The organism is Streptomyces sp. NPDC045470, from assembly GCF_040646595.1.
Classification (GTDB): Bacteria; Actinomycetota; Actinomycetes; order Streptomycetales; family Streptomycetaceae; genus Streptomyces.
In genome coordinates, this window is the sequence record NZ_JBEZAN010000001.1 from 133,607 (window position 1) to 148,900 (window position 15,294).

At 71.0% G+C, this 15,294-nt stretch carries 14 protein-coding genes; 6 read left to right on the forward strand and 8 right to left on the reverse strand.

The annotated features are described in order from the left end of the window. The first annotated feature begins 36 nt into the window (after window positions 1–36). Entirely contained in the window at window positions 37–1,092 is a 1,056-nt protein-coding gene (locus AB0A97_RS00665; protein ID WP_361142486.1) for a COX15/CtaA family protein, read from the forward strand. On the opposite strand, the gene AB0A97_RS00670 is transcribed toward AB0A97_RS00665, so the two are convergent. The 3 genes from AB0A97_RS00670 to AB0A97_RS00680 form a co-directional block, all read right to left on the reverse strand. Next, entirely contained in the window at window positions 1,056–2,111 is a 1,056-nt protein-coding gene (locus tag AB0A97_RS00670) for an amidohydrolase (RefSeq protein ID WP_361142489.1), read from the reverse strand. The genes AB0A97_RS00665 and AB0A97_RS00670 overlap by 37 nt on opposite strands. Window positions 2,112–2,241: 130 nt before the next feature. Beyond that, window positions 2,242–2,625: a hypothetical protein gene (locus AB0A97_RS00675; RefSeq protein WP_361142492.1), complete on the reverse strand. Its 384-nt coding sequence runs from the start codon at window positions 2,623–2,625 to the stop codon at window positions 2,242–2,244. A gap of 122 nt (window positions 2,626–2,747) precedes the next feature. Continuing rightward, on the reverse strand, window positions 2,748–3,698 hold the full coding sequence (locus tag AB0A97_RS00680) for a heme o synthase (RefSeq protein ID WP_361142495.1): 951 nt from the start codon (window positions 3,696–3,698) through the stop codon (window positions 2,748–2,750). Window positions 3,699–4,218: 520 nt separating this feature from the next. Between AB0A97_RS00680 and tkt the strand changes: the two genes are divergently transcribed. Genes tkt through pgl form a run of 5 tightly spaced genes read left to right on the forward strand, consistent with a single transcriptional unit; the run spans window position 4,219 to window position 10,878 of the window. Beyond that, window positions 4,219–6,297, forward strand: a complete 2,079-nt coding sequence (gene tkt / locus AB0A97_RS00685) for a transketolase (RefSeq protein WP_361142497.1) — start codon at window positions 4,219–4,221, stop codon at window positions 6,295–6,297. A 35-nt stretch (window positions 6,298–6,332) separates the two neighbouring features. Beyond that, on the forward strand, window positions 6,333–7,451 hold the full coding sequence (gene tal, locus AB0A97_RS00690) for a transaldolase (RefSeq protein WP_361142500.1): 1,119 nt from the start codon (window positions 6,333–6,335) through the stop codon (window positions 7,449–7,451). A gap of 6 nt (window positions 7,452–7,457) precedes the next feature. Next, a complete protein-coding gene (gene zwf, locus AB0A97_RS00695; RefSeq protein ID WP_361142503.1) occupies window positions 7,458–8,981 on the forward strand; it encodes a glucose-6-phosphate dehydrogenase in 1,524 nt (507 codons plus the stop codon). Further along, window positions 8,978–10,099, forward strand: coding sequence for a glucose-6-phosphate dehydrogenase assembly protein OpcA (opcA, locus tag AB0A97_RS00700; protein WP_361142506.1), 1,122 nt, complete (start codon window positions 8,978–8,980; stop codon window positions 10,097–10,099). The genes zwf and opcA overlap by 4 nt, the downstream gene beginning before the upstream one ends. Next, window positions 10,096–10,878, forward strand: coding sequence for a 6-phosphogluconolactonase (gene pgl / locus AB0A97_RS00705; RefSeq protein WP_206501903.1), 783 nt, complete (start codon window positions 10,096–10,098; stop codon window positions 10,876–10,878). The genes opcA and pgl overlap by 4 nt, the downstream gene beginning before the upstream one ends. 642 nt (window positions 10,879–11,520) lie before the next feature. Here the strand turns inward: pgl and AB0A97_RS00710 are convergent. The 5 genes from AB0A97_RS00710 to tpiA form a co-directional block, all read right to left on the reverse strand. Continuing rightward, window positions 11,521–11,784, reverse strand: a complete 264-nt coding sequence (locus AB0A97_RS00710) for a hypothetical protein (RefSeq protein ID WP_361142509.1) — start codon at window positions 11,782–11,784, stop codon at window positions 11,521–11,523. Next, complete coding sequence (pgi, locus tag AB0A97_RS00715; protein WP_361145107.1) at window positions 11,784–13,436, reverse strand: glucose-6-phosphate isomerase; 1,653 nt, start codon at window positions 13,434–13,436, stop codon at window positions 11,784–11,786. The genes AB0A97_RS00710 and pgi overlap by 1 nt, the downstream gene beginning before the upstream one ends. Window positions 13,437–13,651: 215 nt before the next feature. Further along, a complete protein-coding gene (locus AB0A97_RS00720) occupies window positions 13,652–13,987 on the reverse strand; it encodes an RNA polymerase-binding protein RbpA (RefSeq protein ID WP_003986538.1) in 336 nt (111 codons plus the stop codon). Between the two features lie 157 nt (window positions 13,988–14,144). Beyond that, window positions 14,145–14,381 (reverse strand): preprotein translocase subunit SecG, encoded by a 237-nt coding sequence (secG, locus tag AB0A97_RS00725; RefSeq protein WP_003986537.1) that lies wholly within the window; start codon window positions 14,379–14,381, stop codon window positions 14,145–14,147. A 133-nt stretch (window positions 14,382–14,514) separates the two neighbouring features. After that, entirely contained in the window at window positions 14,515–15,291 is a 777-nt protein-coding gene (gene tpiA / locus AB0A97_RS00730; RefSeq protein WP_361142512.1) for a triose-phosphate isomerase, read from the reverse strand. Window positions 15,292–15,294 lie beyond the last annotated feature (3 nt).

Consider the following 15,294-nt stretch of genomic DNA (forward strand, 5'->3'; position numbering starts at 1 on the left):
TGAAACTTTGCACAAGCCGCCGCCTACGATGGCTGCGTGCCGAACACGTGGAACCCCTTTGAGCTGATCGCGCGCCGCTGGCAGCCCAGCGCCGCCTTCGTACGGCGGGCCGCGCTGGCCACCGTCGTGATGTCCGTCGTCATCGTGGTGACCGGCGGCGCCGTCCGGCTCACCCAGTCCGGGCTGGGCTGCTCGACCTGGCCCAAGTGCACCCCCGACAGCCTGACGCCGACCTCCGCGATGGGCATCAACGGCCTCATCGAGTTCGGCAACCGCCTGCTGACGTACGTGCTGTGCGCGTTCATCGGCGTGTTCATCATCGCGGCGCGGGCGCGCGCGCCGCGGCGCCGCTCGCTCACCCGGCTCGGCTGGGCGATGTTCTGGATCGTCATGGGCAACGCCGTCTGGGGCGGCATCGTCGTCCTGACCGGCCTGAACCCGTACCTGGTCGCCGCGCACTTCCTCCTCACCACCGCCCTGCTCACGGTCTCCGTACTGGCCTGGCGGCGCGCCGCCGAGGGCGACGAGGAGCCGCGCGACCTGGTCGCCCGCCCGGTGCGCCAGCTCGCCGGGCTGCTGGTCCTGGCGACCGGCGTGCTCACCGTCGTCGGTACGGTCGTCACCGGCGCCGGGCCGCACGCGGGCGACGCCAAGAAGGTCCACCGCATCCCGGTGGACTGGCACGAGATCACCCAGTTGCACGTCGACTTCGTCTACATCGTCGTCGGCCTGTCCGTGGCCCTGTGGTTCACGCTGCGCGCCGTCAAGGCACCGGCCGCGCCGCGCCGCATGATGCTGGAGCTGTTCGGTTGCATCCTGCTCCAGGGCGTCATCGGCTACATCCAGTACTTCGCGGGCCTGCCGGAGATCGTCGTCGGCCTGCACATGCTGGTCTCGACGCTGGTGTGGATCTGCGTCCTGCGGATCCACCTGGCGCTGCGCGACCGGGGGCCCGTACCGGCCGGTGAAGGGGAGACGGCCGCGCCCGGCACCGAGGTCCCCGCCCCCGCCGCCGAGCCCGCGGGGGCCACCGGAACCGCCGGTGCCGCCGCGCCTCAGCCGGCCGCCGGCGCCTCCGCCTCCAGCCGGTAGACGCGGCGCGCGGTCCCGGACGCGACCATGGCGGTGATCCGCCCCGCGTCCGCCCGCGCGCACATGCCTTCCTCGGCCCACTCCCGTACGACCCGCTCGACGGCCCGTACGAAGAAGCGCGCGCCCGTCACGTACAGCTCGGGCAGCGCCCGCGCCCCCGTGGAGAACATCAGCTTGCCGAACGGGGCCTGCCTGAGCGTTTCCGCGGGGTCCGGCCCGGCGTCCGCGTAGACGTGCGGATGGACGGCGGCCAACTGCGCCGCACGGCGGTGGTGCGGCGGCCGGGGCAGCAGCACCAGGTCCGTGCCGATACCGGTGGTGGCCTGCATGAACCCCGCCAGCGGCAGTGGATCGGGGCAGTGCAGCTGTACGGGTACGCCGGTGGCGACCGCGCTCCACAGCAGGTGCCGCAGCAGCGCCGGCTCGGTCAGCCGCTCCCCCGGCCTGCGGTCCCGCAGCCACCGTTCGGCCGCGCGCCGCACCTCGGCCGCCTCGGGGGCGCGGCCCTCGCAGAAGGTGGTGCCGGAGGCGAAGGCGGTGGCGTCCTGGGCGGCCGCGTAGATCGCTTCGGCCGTGTAGCCGACGAAGGAGTCGACGCTGCCGGAGGTGTCCGCGATCTGCTCGGCGAGCGGTTCGAGCCGTACGACCTCGTGGGCGCGGGCCTCGGCGGCGGCGGCCAGCTCACCGGCCGTGGTCAGCTCGCTGGGGGCACCGGTCTCCAGCAGGAACGTACCGATACCGGTGCCGCGCAGCAGCAGACGGCTCGCGTGGAAGGCGCCCAGCTCCCGCCTGCGGGCGAGGTAGCGGGCGGGTGGGCAGTGCGCCTCCAGGCCCAGCAGGGGCGGGCACCAGCGGCGTACGCCGAGGCCGGTCCAGCTGTCGAAGAAGGTGGTGCCGGCCGGCGCCGGGCCGTGGCCGCCGGAGGCGGCGGCCAGATGCGCCTCGAAGGCGCCGAGCCCCAGGTCTCCGTGGAGCGCGCCGTGGCTGTGCTGGTCCACGAGCCGTGGCAGTCGGTCCATCCGCCCCTCCTCGCCGAAGCCTAAGGCGCCCGCGGCGCCGAAAGCCCACCCGGCGCGGCACGGACGCCGCCCCTGGTGGGCTCAACGGACGACGCGGTCGTCAGGTAGCGGGCCCGGCCCGGCCCCGGCTTCAGGGGTTGGCCGGGCCACCCACCTGGATGCCCGCCATCCGCGACCATTCGTACGGACCGGTGCGCACCTTGGCCGCGAGGTCGCCGTCGAATTCCTCGTGCAAAGTGACTCCGGCCCGCTCGGCCGCGGCCCGCGCGACGTCCTGCGTCCCTGCGACGAGGTTGCCCCACTGGCCGTCCGCGCCGACCAGCGCGATCCGGACGCTGCCGCGGGCGATGTGGGCGAGCTGGCCGTCGGCGCTGCCGCCGTGGGAGGCGGCGAAGGCCGCGATCTCCTTGGCCAGCCGGGCGGTCCGCCGCTCGGCCCGTTTGTCCGCCCGGCCCGGCGCGGGCTGCCCGCCGGTCTGCTGGTCCGCCGCGTCCGCCTGCTGTGTGTCTGCCATGGACAGGATGCTACCCGTCGGTAATCAGCGGGGGAAGAGCCGTCCGGGGCAGCGCGCACACGCCGCGGGCCCGCCACGAACGGATCGTGACGGGCCCGGCGATACGTCTGCGCGGAAGCGCCCTACCGCAGGAACGGGTCCACGGCGATGGCGACGAACAGCAGCGACACATAGGTGATCGACCAGTGGAACAGCCGCATCTCCTTCAGCTTGGCCCCGGTGATCCCGGCCTTGGCGCGGGCCTGGAGACCGTGCGCCTCCTTCAGCCAGAAGGCGCCGCACAGCACCGCCACCACCGTGTAGAACCAGCCGGTGTAGCCGAGCGGCTGGAGCAGCAGCGACACCAGGACCATCACCCAGCTGTACGCCACGATCTGCCGCGCCACGGCCTTGTTACCCGCGATGACCGGCAGCATCGGCACGCCGACCCGCTCGTAGTCGTCCTTGGCCTTCATCGACAGCGGCCAGTAGTGCGGCGGCGTCCAGAAGAAGATGACGAGGAAGAGGACGGCCGAGGCCCAGGAGACGGTGTTGGTCACCGCGGACCAGCCGATGAAGACCGGCATGCAGCCCGCGATGCCGCCCCAGACGATGTTCTGCGCGGTACGCCGCTTGAGGATCATCGTGTAGACGACGACGTAGAAGAGCAGGGCCCCGAGCGAGAGCATCGCCGACAGCGGGTTGACCAGGAACCAGAACCAGGCGGTCGAGCCGACCGCCAGTGCGGTCGCGAAGACCAGGCACTCGCGGGGGGAGACCATTCCGGTGACCAGCGGCCGCTGCGAGGTGCGGTCCATCAGGGCGTCGATGTCGCGGTCGATGTACATGTTGTACGCGGCCGCGCCGCCGGCGGAGAGATAGCCGCCCACGCAGGTGGCCAGCACCAGCCAGAGGTCGGGGACGCCACCGGCCGCCAGGAACATCACCGGCACCGTCGTCATGAGCAGCAGCTCGATGACGCGCGGCTTGGTCAGCGCCACGAACGCCTTGACTCGGGCCCCGAACGGACGGTGACCTGAACCCTGCGGGCTCGTTGTGAGCACCCCCGCAGGACGGGATTCGACGGCCGTCACGCACACCCCTGGAAGTAACATCAGCGGCTTGCGCCGCGAAGATAAGGCCAGCAAGCGTTCCCGGCCGTGAAGACCCGGTTAAGGCTTGCGCGTACCACGCCACTTTAGACGTTGGCCATACGACGGCCTTCGCGGGGGTGGGGTCGTGTTGAGGGGGTACCGGGGCCATTGGGGCCGTACCCCCCGATGGCTCGTTGGGCGCGCCGCGCCCCGGTCCCGGCACCCGCCCGTACCCCGCCACCACTCCGCACGGGCGCGCCTCCGCAGGCGCTTCGCCCGCCGTTCACGCCGTTCAGGAGGCGAAGGCGGGCACCGCCCGGCAGTCTGGAGTGGTGGCCGTCTCGTCCGGGGCGGGAATGTCCGGAGTCCGGATTTGGTTGCCTAAGGCGTCGAGTTTTCTCATGGTGAGCCGTCGACGCTCCGTCGAAAAGACGGCCGTAGATGCAGGGGTAGGCTCGACAACGCCCGGCGGACAAACCGTCCCCGGCATTCGACATGTGGAGAGGAGCCCTGACTCAGGGTGAGCACCAAGCCGACCACCACAGATTTCGAGTGGACCGACCTGGACCAGCGGGCCGTCGATACCGTCCGCGTCCTGGCCATGGATTCCGTGCAGAAGGTCGGTAACGGCCATCCGGGTACCGCCATGAGCCTCGCGCCGGCCGCTTACGTTCTCTTCCAGAAGCTGATGCGGCACGACCCGGCGGACGCGAAGTGGACCGGCCGCGACCGGTTCGTCCTCTCCGCGGGCCACTCCAGCCTGACCCTCTACATCCAGCTCTACCTGGCCGGCTACGGCCTGGAGCTGGACGACCTGAAGTCCTTCCGCACCTGGGGCTCCAAGACCCCCGGCCACCCGGAGTACGGCCACACGGTCGGCGTGGAGACCACGACCGGCCCGCTCGGCCAGGGTGTCGCCAACGCGGTGGGCATGGCCATGGCCGCCCGCTACGAGCGCGGTCTGTTCGACCCGGAGGCCGCCCCCGGCACCTCGCCGTTCGACCACACCGTCTGGTGCATCGCCGGTGACGGCTGCCTCCAGGAGGGCGTGTCGGCCGAGGCCTCCTCGCTCGCCGGCCACCAGAAGCTCGGCAACCTCGTACTGCTGTGGGACGACAACCACATCTCCATCGAGGGCGACACCGAGACCGCGATCTCCGAGGACACTCTCAAGCGCTACGAGTCGTACGGCTGGCACGTCCAGCGCGTCGACCAGCTCCCCAGCGGCGACCTCGACCCGGTCGGCCTGGCCCGCGCGCTGAAGGCGGCCCAGGAGGAGACCGAGCGTCCCTCCTTCATCGCGGCCCGCTCGATCATCGCCTGGCCCGCCCCGAACGCCCAGAACACCGAGGCCGCGCACGGCTCCGCGCTGGGTGACGAAGAGGTCGCGGCCACCAAGAAGGTGCTCGGCTTCGACCCGGAGAAGTCCTTCGAGGTCTCCGACGAGGTCATCGAGCACACCCGCGCCGCCTGGAAGCGCGGCAGCGAGGCGCACGCCGAGTGGGACCGCAAGCTCGCCGCCTGGCGCGAGGCCAACCCGGAGCGCGCCGCCCAGTTCGACCGCATCCAGGCGGGCGAGCTGCCGGACGGCTGGGAGAAGGCGCTGCCCGCCTTCGAGACCGGCAAGGGCGTCGCCACCCGCGCCGCCTCCGGCAAGATCCTCCAGGCGCTGGGCGCGGTCGTGCCCGAGCTGTGGGGCGGCTCCGCCGACCTCGCCGGCTCGAACAACACCACGATCGACAAGAACTCGTCGTTCCTGCCCGAGGGCAACCCGCTGCCCGAGGCCAGCCCGTACGGCCGCACGGTCCACTACGGCATCCGCGAGCATGCCATGGGCTCGACCATGAACGGCATCGCGCTGCACGGCAACACCCGCATCTACGGCGGCACCTTCCTGGTGTTCTCCGACTACATGCGCCCCGCCGTCCGGCTCGCCGCGCTCATGCAGCTGCCGGTGACCTACGTGTGGACGCACGACTCCATCGGCCTCGGCGAGGACGGCCCGACCCACCAGCCGGTCGAGCACCTGTCCGCGCTGCGCGCCATCCCGGGCCTGAACATCGTCCGCCCGGCCGACGCCAACGAGACCGCCACCGCCTGGGCCGAGATCCTGCGCCGCCACCAGAGCAAGCCGGCGCCGCATGGCCTCGCGCTCACCCGCCAGGGCGTACCGACGTACGAGGCGAACCCGGCCGCGGCCAAGGGCGGCTACGTGCTGTTCGAGGCCGAGGGCGGCGAGCCGCAGGTCATCCTGATCGGTACCGGCTCCGAGGTGCAGCTCGCCGTCGAGGCGCGCAAGGCGCTGCAGGCCGAGGGCATTCCGACGCGCGTCGTCTCGATGCCGTCCGTCGAGTGGTTCGAGGAGCAGGACCAGGGGTACCGCGACAGCGTGCTGCTGCCGACGGTCAAGGCCCGGGTCGCGGTCGAGGCCGGCATCGGCCTGACCTGGCACCGCTACGTGGGCACCCAGGGCCGCATCGTCTCGCTGGAGCACTTCGGTGCCTCGGCCGACGCCAAGGTCCTGTTCCACGAGTTCGGCTTCACCGCCGACGCGGTCGCCACGGCGGCCCGGGAATCGCTCGCAGCGGCCCAGCGCTGACGCCCGTACACGAACAAGTAGGAGATGCAAACCCCATGACAGACGCACTCAAGCGCCTCTCCGACGAAGGCGTCGCGATCTGGCTGGACGACCTGTCCCGCAAGCGGATCACGTCCGGCAACCTGGCCGAGCTGATCGACCAGCAGCACGTCGTCGGTGTCACCACCAACCCGTCGATCTTCCAGAAGGCCATCTCGCAGGGCGACGGGTACGACACCCAGCTCACCGACCTCGCGGCCCGCAAGGTGACCGTCGAGGAAGCCATCCGGATGATCACCACGGCGGACGTCCGGGACGCGGCCGACATCCTGCGCCCGGTCTTCGACGCCACCGACGGCCAGGACGGCCGGGTCTCCATCGAGGTCGACCCGCGCCTGGCGCACGACACCCGCGCCACCGTCGCCGAGGCCAAGCAGCTCGCCTGGCTGGTGGACCGCCCCAACGCGCTGATCAAGATCCCGGCCACCAAGGCGGGCCTGCCGGCGATCACCGAGACGATCGCCCGGGGCATCAGCGTCAACGTCACGCTGATCTTCTCGCTGGAGCGCTACCGCGAGGTGATGGCCGCGTACCTGGAGGGTCTGGAGAAGGCCAAGGCCGCCGGCCTGGACCTGTCCAAGATCCACTCGGTGGCGTCCTTCTTCGTGTCCCGCGTGGACACCGAGACCGACAAGCGCCTGGACGCGATCGGCACCGACGAGGCCAAGGCGCTGAAGAGCAAGGCCGCCGTCGCCAACGCCCGGCTGGCCTACCAGGCGTACGAAGAGGTCTTCTCCTCGGACCGCTGGAACGCGCTGGAGAAGGCGCACGCCAACAAGCAGCGTCCGCTGTGGGCCTCGACCGGCGTCAAGGACCCGTCGCTCAAGGACACCATGTACGTCGAGGAGCTGGTGGCGCCGAACACGGTCAACACCATGCCCGAGGCCACCCTGGAGGCCACCGCCGACCACGGCGAGATCTCCGGTGACAAGGTGCGCGGCAGCTACGAGCAGGCGCAGGCCGACCTCGACGCGCTGGCGAAGCTCGGCATCTCGTACGACGACGTCGTGCAGGTGCTGGAGGACGAGGGCGTCGAGAAGTTCGAGGCGTCCTGGAACGACCTGCTCAAGTCCACTGAGGCGGAGCTCAAGCGCCTCGCTCCTTCGGAGGGCTGACCCACCTTGTCCAGCAGCAATCCGCTGCGTGACGCCGCGGACCGACGGCTCCCGCGTATCGCGGGGCCGTCGGGCCTGGTCATCTTCGGCGTCACGGGCGATTTGTCCCGTAAAAAGCTGATGCCTGCTGTCTACGACCTGGCCAACCGCGGGCTGCTGCCGCCGGGCTTCTCCCTCATCGGCTTCGCCCGCCGCGAGTGGGAGCACCAGGACTTCGCGCAGGAGGTGTACGAGGCCGTCAAACAGCACTCCCGTACGCCCTTCCGCGAAGAGGTCTGGCAGCAGCTCGTCCAGGGCTGCCGGTTCGTCCAGGGCAACTTCGACGACGACGAGGCCTTCGAGACCCTCAAGGACACCATCGAGGAACTCGACAAGGCCCAGGGCACCGGCGGCAACTTCGCCTTCTACCTGTCCGTTCCCCCCAAGTTCTTCCCCACCGTCGTCCAGCAGCTCAAGAAGCACGGCCTGGCCGACCAGCAGGGCGACTGCTGGCGCCGCGCCGTCATCGAGAAGCCCTTCGGGCACGACCTGGCCAGCGCCAAGGAGCTGAACCGGATCGTCCACGAGGTCTTCCCGCCCGAGTCGGTCTTCCGCATCGACCACTACCTGGGCAAGGAGACGGTCCAGAACATCCTGGCGCTGCGCTTCGCCAACACCCTCTTCGAGCCGCTCTGGAACCGGTCCTACGTCGACCACGTCCAGATCACCATGGCCGAGGACATCGGCATCGGCGGCCGCGCCGGCTACTACGACGGCATCGGCGCCGCGCGCGACGTGATCCAGAACCACCTCCTCCAGTTGCTCGCGCTGACCGCCATGGAGGAGCCCGCCTCCTTCGACGCGGACGCGCTGGTCGCCGAGAAGACCAAGGTGCTCGGCGCCGTACGGCTCCCCGCCGACCTGGGCAAGGAGACCGTGCGCGCCCAGTACGCGGCCGGCTGGCAGGGCGGCGAGAAGGTCGTCGGCTATCTGGAGGAGGACGGCATCGACCCGAACTCCCGGACCGACACCTACGCCGCGATCAAGCTGGAGGTGGACAACCGCCGCTGGGCGGGCGTCCCCTTCTACCTGCGCACCGGCAAGCGCCTGGGCCGCCGCGTCACGGAGATCGCGGTCGTCTTCCAGCGCGCGCCGCACTCCCCCTTCGACCACACCGCCACCGAAGAACTGGGCGCGAACGCCCTGGTCATCCGCGTCCAGCCGGACGAGGGCGTGACCATGCGCTTCGGGTCGAAGGTGCCCGGCACCTCCATGGAGGTACGGGACGTCTCGATGGACTTCGCCTACGGCGAGTCCTTCACCGAGTCCAGCCCGGAGGCGTACGAGCGCCTGATCCTGGACGTCCTGCTCGGTGACGCCAACCTCTTCCCGCGCGTCGAGGAGGTCGAGCAGTCCTGGCGGATTCTCGACCCGATCGAGGAGTACTGGGACCAGCACGGCAAGCCCGCGCAGTACACGGCCGGAACCTGGGGACCGGACGAGGCGGACGAAATGCTCGCACGAGACGGACGGAGCTGGCGTCGGCCATGAAGATCGACCTGACGGAAACCACGGCCAGCAAAATCAACAAGGCGCTGGTCCAGGGCCGTCGTACCATCGGCACCCCCGCCATCGGCATGGTGCTCACCCTCGTCATCGTCACCGACGAGGAGAACGCCTACGACGCCCTGAAGGCCGCCAACGAGGCGTCCCGCGAGCACCCCTCGCGCACCCTCGTCGTCATCAAGCGCGTCAGCCGGTCGCCCCGCGACCGCGCCAAGGCCCGCCTGGACGCCGAGGTCCGCGTCGGCGCGGACGCCGGTACAGGTGAGACGGTCGTCCTGCGGCTCTACGGCGAGGCCATCAACCACGCCCAGTCCGTGGTCCTGCCGCTGCTGCTGCCGGATGCCCCGGTCGTCGTGTGGTGGCCGGTCAACGCCCCGGTGGACGCGGCACGCGACCCGCTCGGCGCGCTCGCCCAGCGGCGCGTCACCGACATGTACACCGCCGAGAACCCGATCCGGGAGCTGGCCGAGCGCGCTGACGCGTACTCGCCCGGCGACACGGACCTGTCGTGGACCCGCATCACGCCCTGGCGCTCGATGCTGGCCGCGGCGCTCGACCAGCTGCCCTGCAAGGTCGCCGAGGTCGAGGTCGAGGGCGAGGAGTTCAACCCCAGCGTCGAACTCCTCGGCATGTGGCTCGCCGACCGGCTGGGCGTACCCGTACGGCGGCTGCTCTCGGCCGGTCCCGGCCTGACGGCCGTCCGGATGGAGACCGACTGCGGCCCGGTCGCGCTGGACCGCGCGGACGGCTCGCTGGCCACCCTCGCCATGCAGGGCCAGCCGGACCGCAACGTCGCGCTCAAGCGGCGCGAGACCGCCGAACTGCTGGCGGAGGAGCTGCGTCGGCTCGACCCGGACGACACGTACGCCTCGACGCTGAAGTACGGCGTCGACCGGCTCGGTGAGCCGCAGCGGGCCCAGACCCCGCTGGCGGCGAAGGCGGCCGAGTCCTCCGACGAGCCGGCGGCCGCGGCGGATCAGCCGAAGACGGCGGACGCCAAGTCCGAGGCGCCGGAAGGCTCCGAGCCCTCCGACACCAAGGCCAAGGCCCCCGCCAAGAAGTCCGCTTCCAAGAAGGCGGCCTCCAAGGCGGCCTCCGAGTGAGCGCGCCGCAGGTCGTCGTCCACCGCGACAAGGAGCTGATGGCCAAGGCCGCGGCGGCCCGGCTGATCACGAAGATCGTGGACGCCCAGGCCGCCCGCGGCTCCGCCTCCGTCGTCCTGACGGGCGGCCGCAACGGCAACGGGCTGCTCGCGGCTCTCGCCGAGGCGCCCGCCCGGGACGCGGTCGACTGGTCCCGCCTCGACCTGTGGTGGGGCGACGAGCGGTTCCTCCCGGACGGCGACCCGGAGCGCAACTACACGCAGGCCCGCGAGGCCCTGCTGGACAGCGTTCCGGTGGACCCGGCGCGGGTGCACGTGATGGCCCCGTCCAACGGCCCGTACGGCAACGACGCGGACGCCGCGGCGGAGGCGTACGCGGTCGAGCTGAGCGCCGCGGCGGGCCCCGAGGACCACGGTCCCGTCCCGTCCTTCGACGTCCTCCTGCTGGGCGTCGGCCCGGACACCCACGTCGCGTCGCTCTTCCCCGAGCTGCCCGCCGTACGGGAGACGGAACGCCCGGTCGTCGCCGTGCACGGCGCCCCCAAGCCCCCGCCCACCCGCCTCTCCCTCACCCTGCCCGCGATCCGCGCGGCACGGGAGGTCTGGCTGCTCGCGGCGGGCGAGGACAAGGCGAAGGCCGCGGCGATGGCGCTCTCCGGCGCCGGGGAGATCCAGGCCCCGGCCGCGGGCGCGTACGGCCGCAGCCGCACCCTGTGGCTCCTCGACGAGGCAGCCGCCTCGCAACTGCCGCGCGGGCTGTATCCGCCGGCTTCGGCCTGACACCGCTGTACGACGGACGGCCCCGTTCCCGGGTGGGAGCGGGGCCGTCCGCCGTGGTGTCCAACTGCCCAAGAGACTTTCGCCGCCCGACGGCGGGCCGGCCACCATGGCCGACTCCCCGCCCGTACCGGGCCGCGCTCTCCCCGGCCCGACCACGGGCCCGGGCCCTCCAGACTCCGTCCTACGGCCCGCCCCCTCCCGCCGCACAGCGACCAACGGCCGGTAGGGGCAGACGTCCCCCCACCCACACCGCGAAAGCCGAACGCGTACGGAAGGGCGCGGGACCGGAGGACGAAGTCTGTAGGGCCCGGGCCCGCACCACCATCGAGCTGCCCGCAGTCGGGACAGGGTTTCGGCGCCCGACGGCGGGCCGGACTCCGTAGCCGACTGGCAGGCCGTGCCGGGTGGCGCCCCCGCAGCCCGGACACGGGACCGGCCCTCCAGACTCCGTCCTACGGCCCGCCCCCTCCCGCCGTACCGCGACCAACGGCCGGTGGGGGGGCAGGCGTCCCCCCACCCCCGTACGTGTCAGCGTGGCGCGTACGGGAGGGTGCGGGACCGGAGGACGAAGTCTGTAGGGCCCGGGCCCGCGCCACCGTGAATCGGGAAGCCGGCCCGCGAGCGGGCCCCCGCCTCAGCCCGTCACGACCGTCGTTCCTGCTCCTGGCGGACCATCGCGTTGGCGAGGTGGCCGGGGTCCTGGAGGTCACCCACCGCGACCCCCGACACGTCAGTGTCATGCGTGTCGTACCGGCCCAGGCCGTGCTCCTTGTCGCCCTGGACGGCTTCGAGGTGACGGGTCGCCACGTCGCGCTGTTCGGCCTCCGGGAGGCTCCGGAGCCATTCCCGGTTCTCCGGGGTCAGCAGGTCCAGGAACCCGGGGAGCACCTCGTCGTCGGCCGCCATCAGCGGCCTCGCATCGCGCGGTACGTGGCGACCAGGGACTTCGTCGAAGCGTCCAGGCCCTCGACCTCCGCGCCTTCGGTCAGCGCGGGCTCGACCCGCTTCGCGAGGACCTTGCCGAGTTCGACGCCCCACTGGTCGAAGGAGTCGATGTTCCAGATCGCGCCCTGGACGAAGGCCTTGTGCTCGTACAGGGCGATGAGCTGGCCGAGGACGGAGGGGGTCAGCTCCTCGGCCAGGATGGTGGTGGTGGGACGGTTGCCGTGGAAGGTCTTGTGCGGGACCAGTTCCTCGGGTACGCCCTCGGCCCGTACCTCGTCCGGGGTCTTTCCGAAGGCCAGCGCCTGGCCCTGGGCGAAGAGGTTGGCCATCAGCAGGTCGTGCTGGGCCACCAGGCCGGGGTGGAGGTCCTCGACGGGCTTGGCGAAGCCGATGAGGTCGGCGGGGATGAGCTTCGTGCCCTGGTGGAGGAGCTGGTAGTACGCGTGCTGCCCGTTGGTGCCGGGCGTGCCCCACACGACCGGGCCGGTCTGCCAGTGCACCGGGTTGCCCTCGCGGTCCACGGACTTGCCGTTGGACTCCATGTCGAGCTGCTGGAGGTACGCGGTGAACTTGGAGAGGTAGTGGCTGTACGGCAGGACCGCGTGCGACTGGGCGTCCCAGAAGTTGCCGTACCAGACGCCCAGGAGACCGAGCAGGAGCGGGACGTTCTCCTCGGCGGGAGCGCAGCGGAAGTGCTCGTCGACGAGGTGGAAGCCGGCCAGCATCTCGCGGAACCGCTCCGGGCCGATCGCGATCATGAGCGAGAGGCCGATGGCGGAGTCGTAGGAGTAGCGGCCGCCGACCCAGTCCCAGAACTCGAACATGTTGTCGGTGTCGATGCCGAAGTCGGCGACCTTCTCGGCGTTGGTCGACAGCGCGACGAAGTGCTTGGCCACCGCGTCCTCACCGGCCCGCAGGCCGGTCAGCAGCCAGTCGCGGGCGGAGGTGGCGTTGGTGATCGTCTCGATGGTGGTGAAGGTCTTCGAGGCGACGATGAAGAGCGTCTCCGCGGGGTCGAGGTCGCGGACGGCCTCGTGCAGGTCCGCGCCGTCCACGTTGGAGACGAAGCGGAACTGCATGTCGCGGTGGGTGTAGGCGCGCAGCGCCTCGTACGCCATCGCCGGGCCCAGGTCGGAGCCGCCGATGCCGATGTTGACGACCGTCTTGATGCGCTTGCCGGTGTGGCCCTTCCACTCGCCCGAGCGCACCCGGTCGGTGAAGATCTGCATCTTGCGCAGCACGGCGTGCACGGCGGGGGCGACGTTCTCGCCGTCGACCTCGACGGTGGCGGACTCGGGGGCGCGCAGCGCGGTGTGCAGCACGGCCCGGTTCTCGGTGACGTTGATCCTGTCGCCGCGGAACATCGCGTCCCGGAGTTCGGCGACGCCCCGGGCCGCGGCGAGCTCGCGCAGCAGACGCAGCGTCTCGTCGGTGACCAGGTGCTTGGAGTAGTCCAGGTGCAGGTCGCCGACCTTGAGGGTGTAGCGTCCGGCGCGCTCCGGGTCCTGGTCGAACAGCTCGCGCAGTCGCACCTCCCCGAGCTGCTCCCGGTGCTTGTTCAGCGCGGTCCACTCAGGCGTCTGGTCGAGCCTGTTGCGGCCTTCTGCGTTCATCTCGGACATCAGCCTTCTTCTTCTCGTACCGGCCCCGCCGTCTCCCAACCTAATTGATCAGGGAGCGGGATGAGGTGTCCCCCCGCTGTCGGCCGCCCCGGCGAACCGTTTCAGCACCTCCGCCGGTACCCCGCCGACCGGCCCGGTACGCGGACGGCCCGGCCAGGAGGGGGGCGTCCCCTCCGGCCGGGCCGGTCGTGGTGTGTGCTGGTCCGTCAGATCTCTCCGCGAAGCTTGGCGAGGGCCTCGGCGAGGATCGCCTCACCGTCGGCGTCGCTCCGGCGCTCCCGGACGTACGCGAGGTGCGTCTTGTACGGTTCGGTGCGCGGCGGGTCCGGCGGGTTGTCCCGGTCCTTGCCTGCCGGGAAGCCGCAGCGCGGGCAGTCCCAGGTGTCAGGAATCTGCGCGTCGCCGGCGAAGCTGGGCTGAGTCTCGTGCCCGTTCGAGCACCAGAAGGAGATGCGGATGCGCGGCGCGGACTCGCCTCGCTCGGCCTCCCCCATCGGCCCCGCCCCGACCCGACTTCCTCGGATCGCGTTGCCACTTGCCACGGTTGTAACTCCCTGCGTAATGGTGCTGCGAAGCATCGAACAGCAGTCGCGCTGCGAGCGCCCCAGTCTACGTAAGGCCCAACGCGCGTCCAGTGACAGGAGTTACACCCCCACCGAGGACGCCGCCTTCATGATAGGCCGCGTCCTCGACAGTTCGTCAGCTGTCCAGCTTCATCAGGACGCCGAGTACGACGATGCAGGCGAACCAGAGCAGGGCGATCACGATGGTGATGCGGTCCAGGTTGCGCTCCGCGACGGAGGAGCCGCCGACCGAGGACTGCATGCCGCCGCCGAACATGTCGGACAGGCCGCCGCCCTTCCCCTTGTGCATGAGCACCAGCATCATCAGCAGCAGGCTGAAGACGATGAGGGCTACCGAGAACCCGATGACCACGGCTGGACCAACTCTCTAGGACTGACGGACGGGACGTACCGAAGAAGATCGAATGGTACGGGGCCGGGCGGCGCACATGGCACCGGGCCCGGCCCCGACAGGGTACGACGGGCCTGGCCCGTCGTCATAGCTGCTACTGGTCGCGGAACCGGACGATCTTGACGAACTCGTCCACGTCCAGCGCCGCGCCGCCGATCAGGGCGCCGTCCACGTCCGGCTGCGCCATGATCGCGGCGACATTGCCGGACTTGACCGAGCCGCCGTACTGGATGCGGACCTTGTCGGCCAGCTCCTGGCTGTACAGCTCGGCGAGACGGCGGCGGATCGCGCCGCAGACCTCCTGCGCGTCCTCGGGCGTGGCGACCTCGCCGGTGCCGATGGCCCACACGGGCTCGTAGGCGATGACGATGGTCTCGGCCTGCTCGGCCGGTACGTCCTTCAGGCCGCCGTCGACCTGGGCGAGGGTGTGCGCGACCTGGTTGCCGGCCTTGCGGACGTCCAGGCCCTCGCCGACGCACAGGATCGGGGTGATGCCGTGCTTGAAGGCGGCCTTGACCTTGGCGTTGCAGATCTCTTCGTTCTCGCCGTGGTACTGGCGGCGCTCGCTGTGCCCGACGGCCACGTAGCTGCACTTGAGCTTGGCCAGCATGCCGCCGGAGATCTCCCCGGTGTACGCGCCGGAGTCCTGCGCCGAGAGGTCCTGGGCGCCGTACTTGATCTTGAGCTTGTCGCCGTCGACCAGCGTCTGCACCGAACGCAGGTCGGTGAAGGGCGGCAGGACCGCGACCTCGGTGGCCTCGTAGTCCTTGTCGGCGAGTGCGAAGGCGAGCTTCTGGACGTGCGCGATGGCCTCGAGGTGGTTGAGGTTCATCTTCCAGTTGCCCGCCATCAGCGGGGTACGGTCAGTCACGGT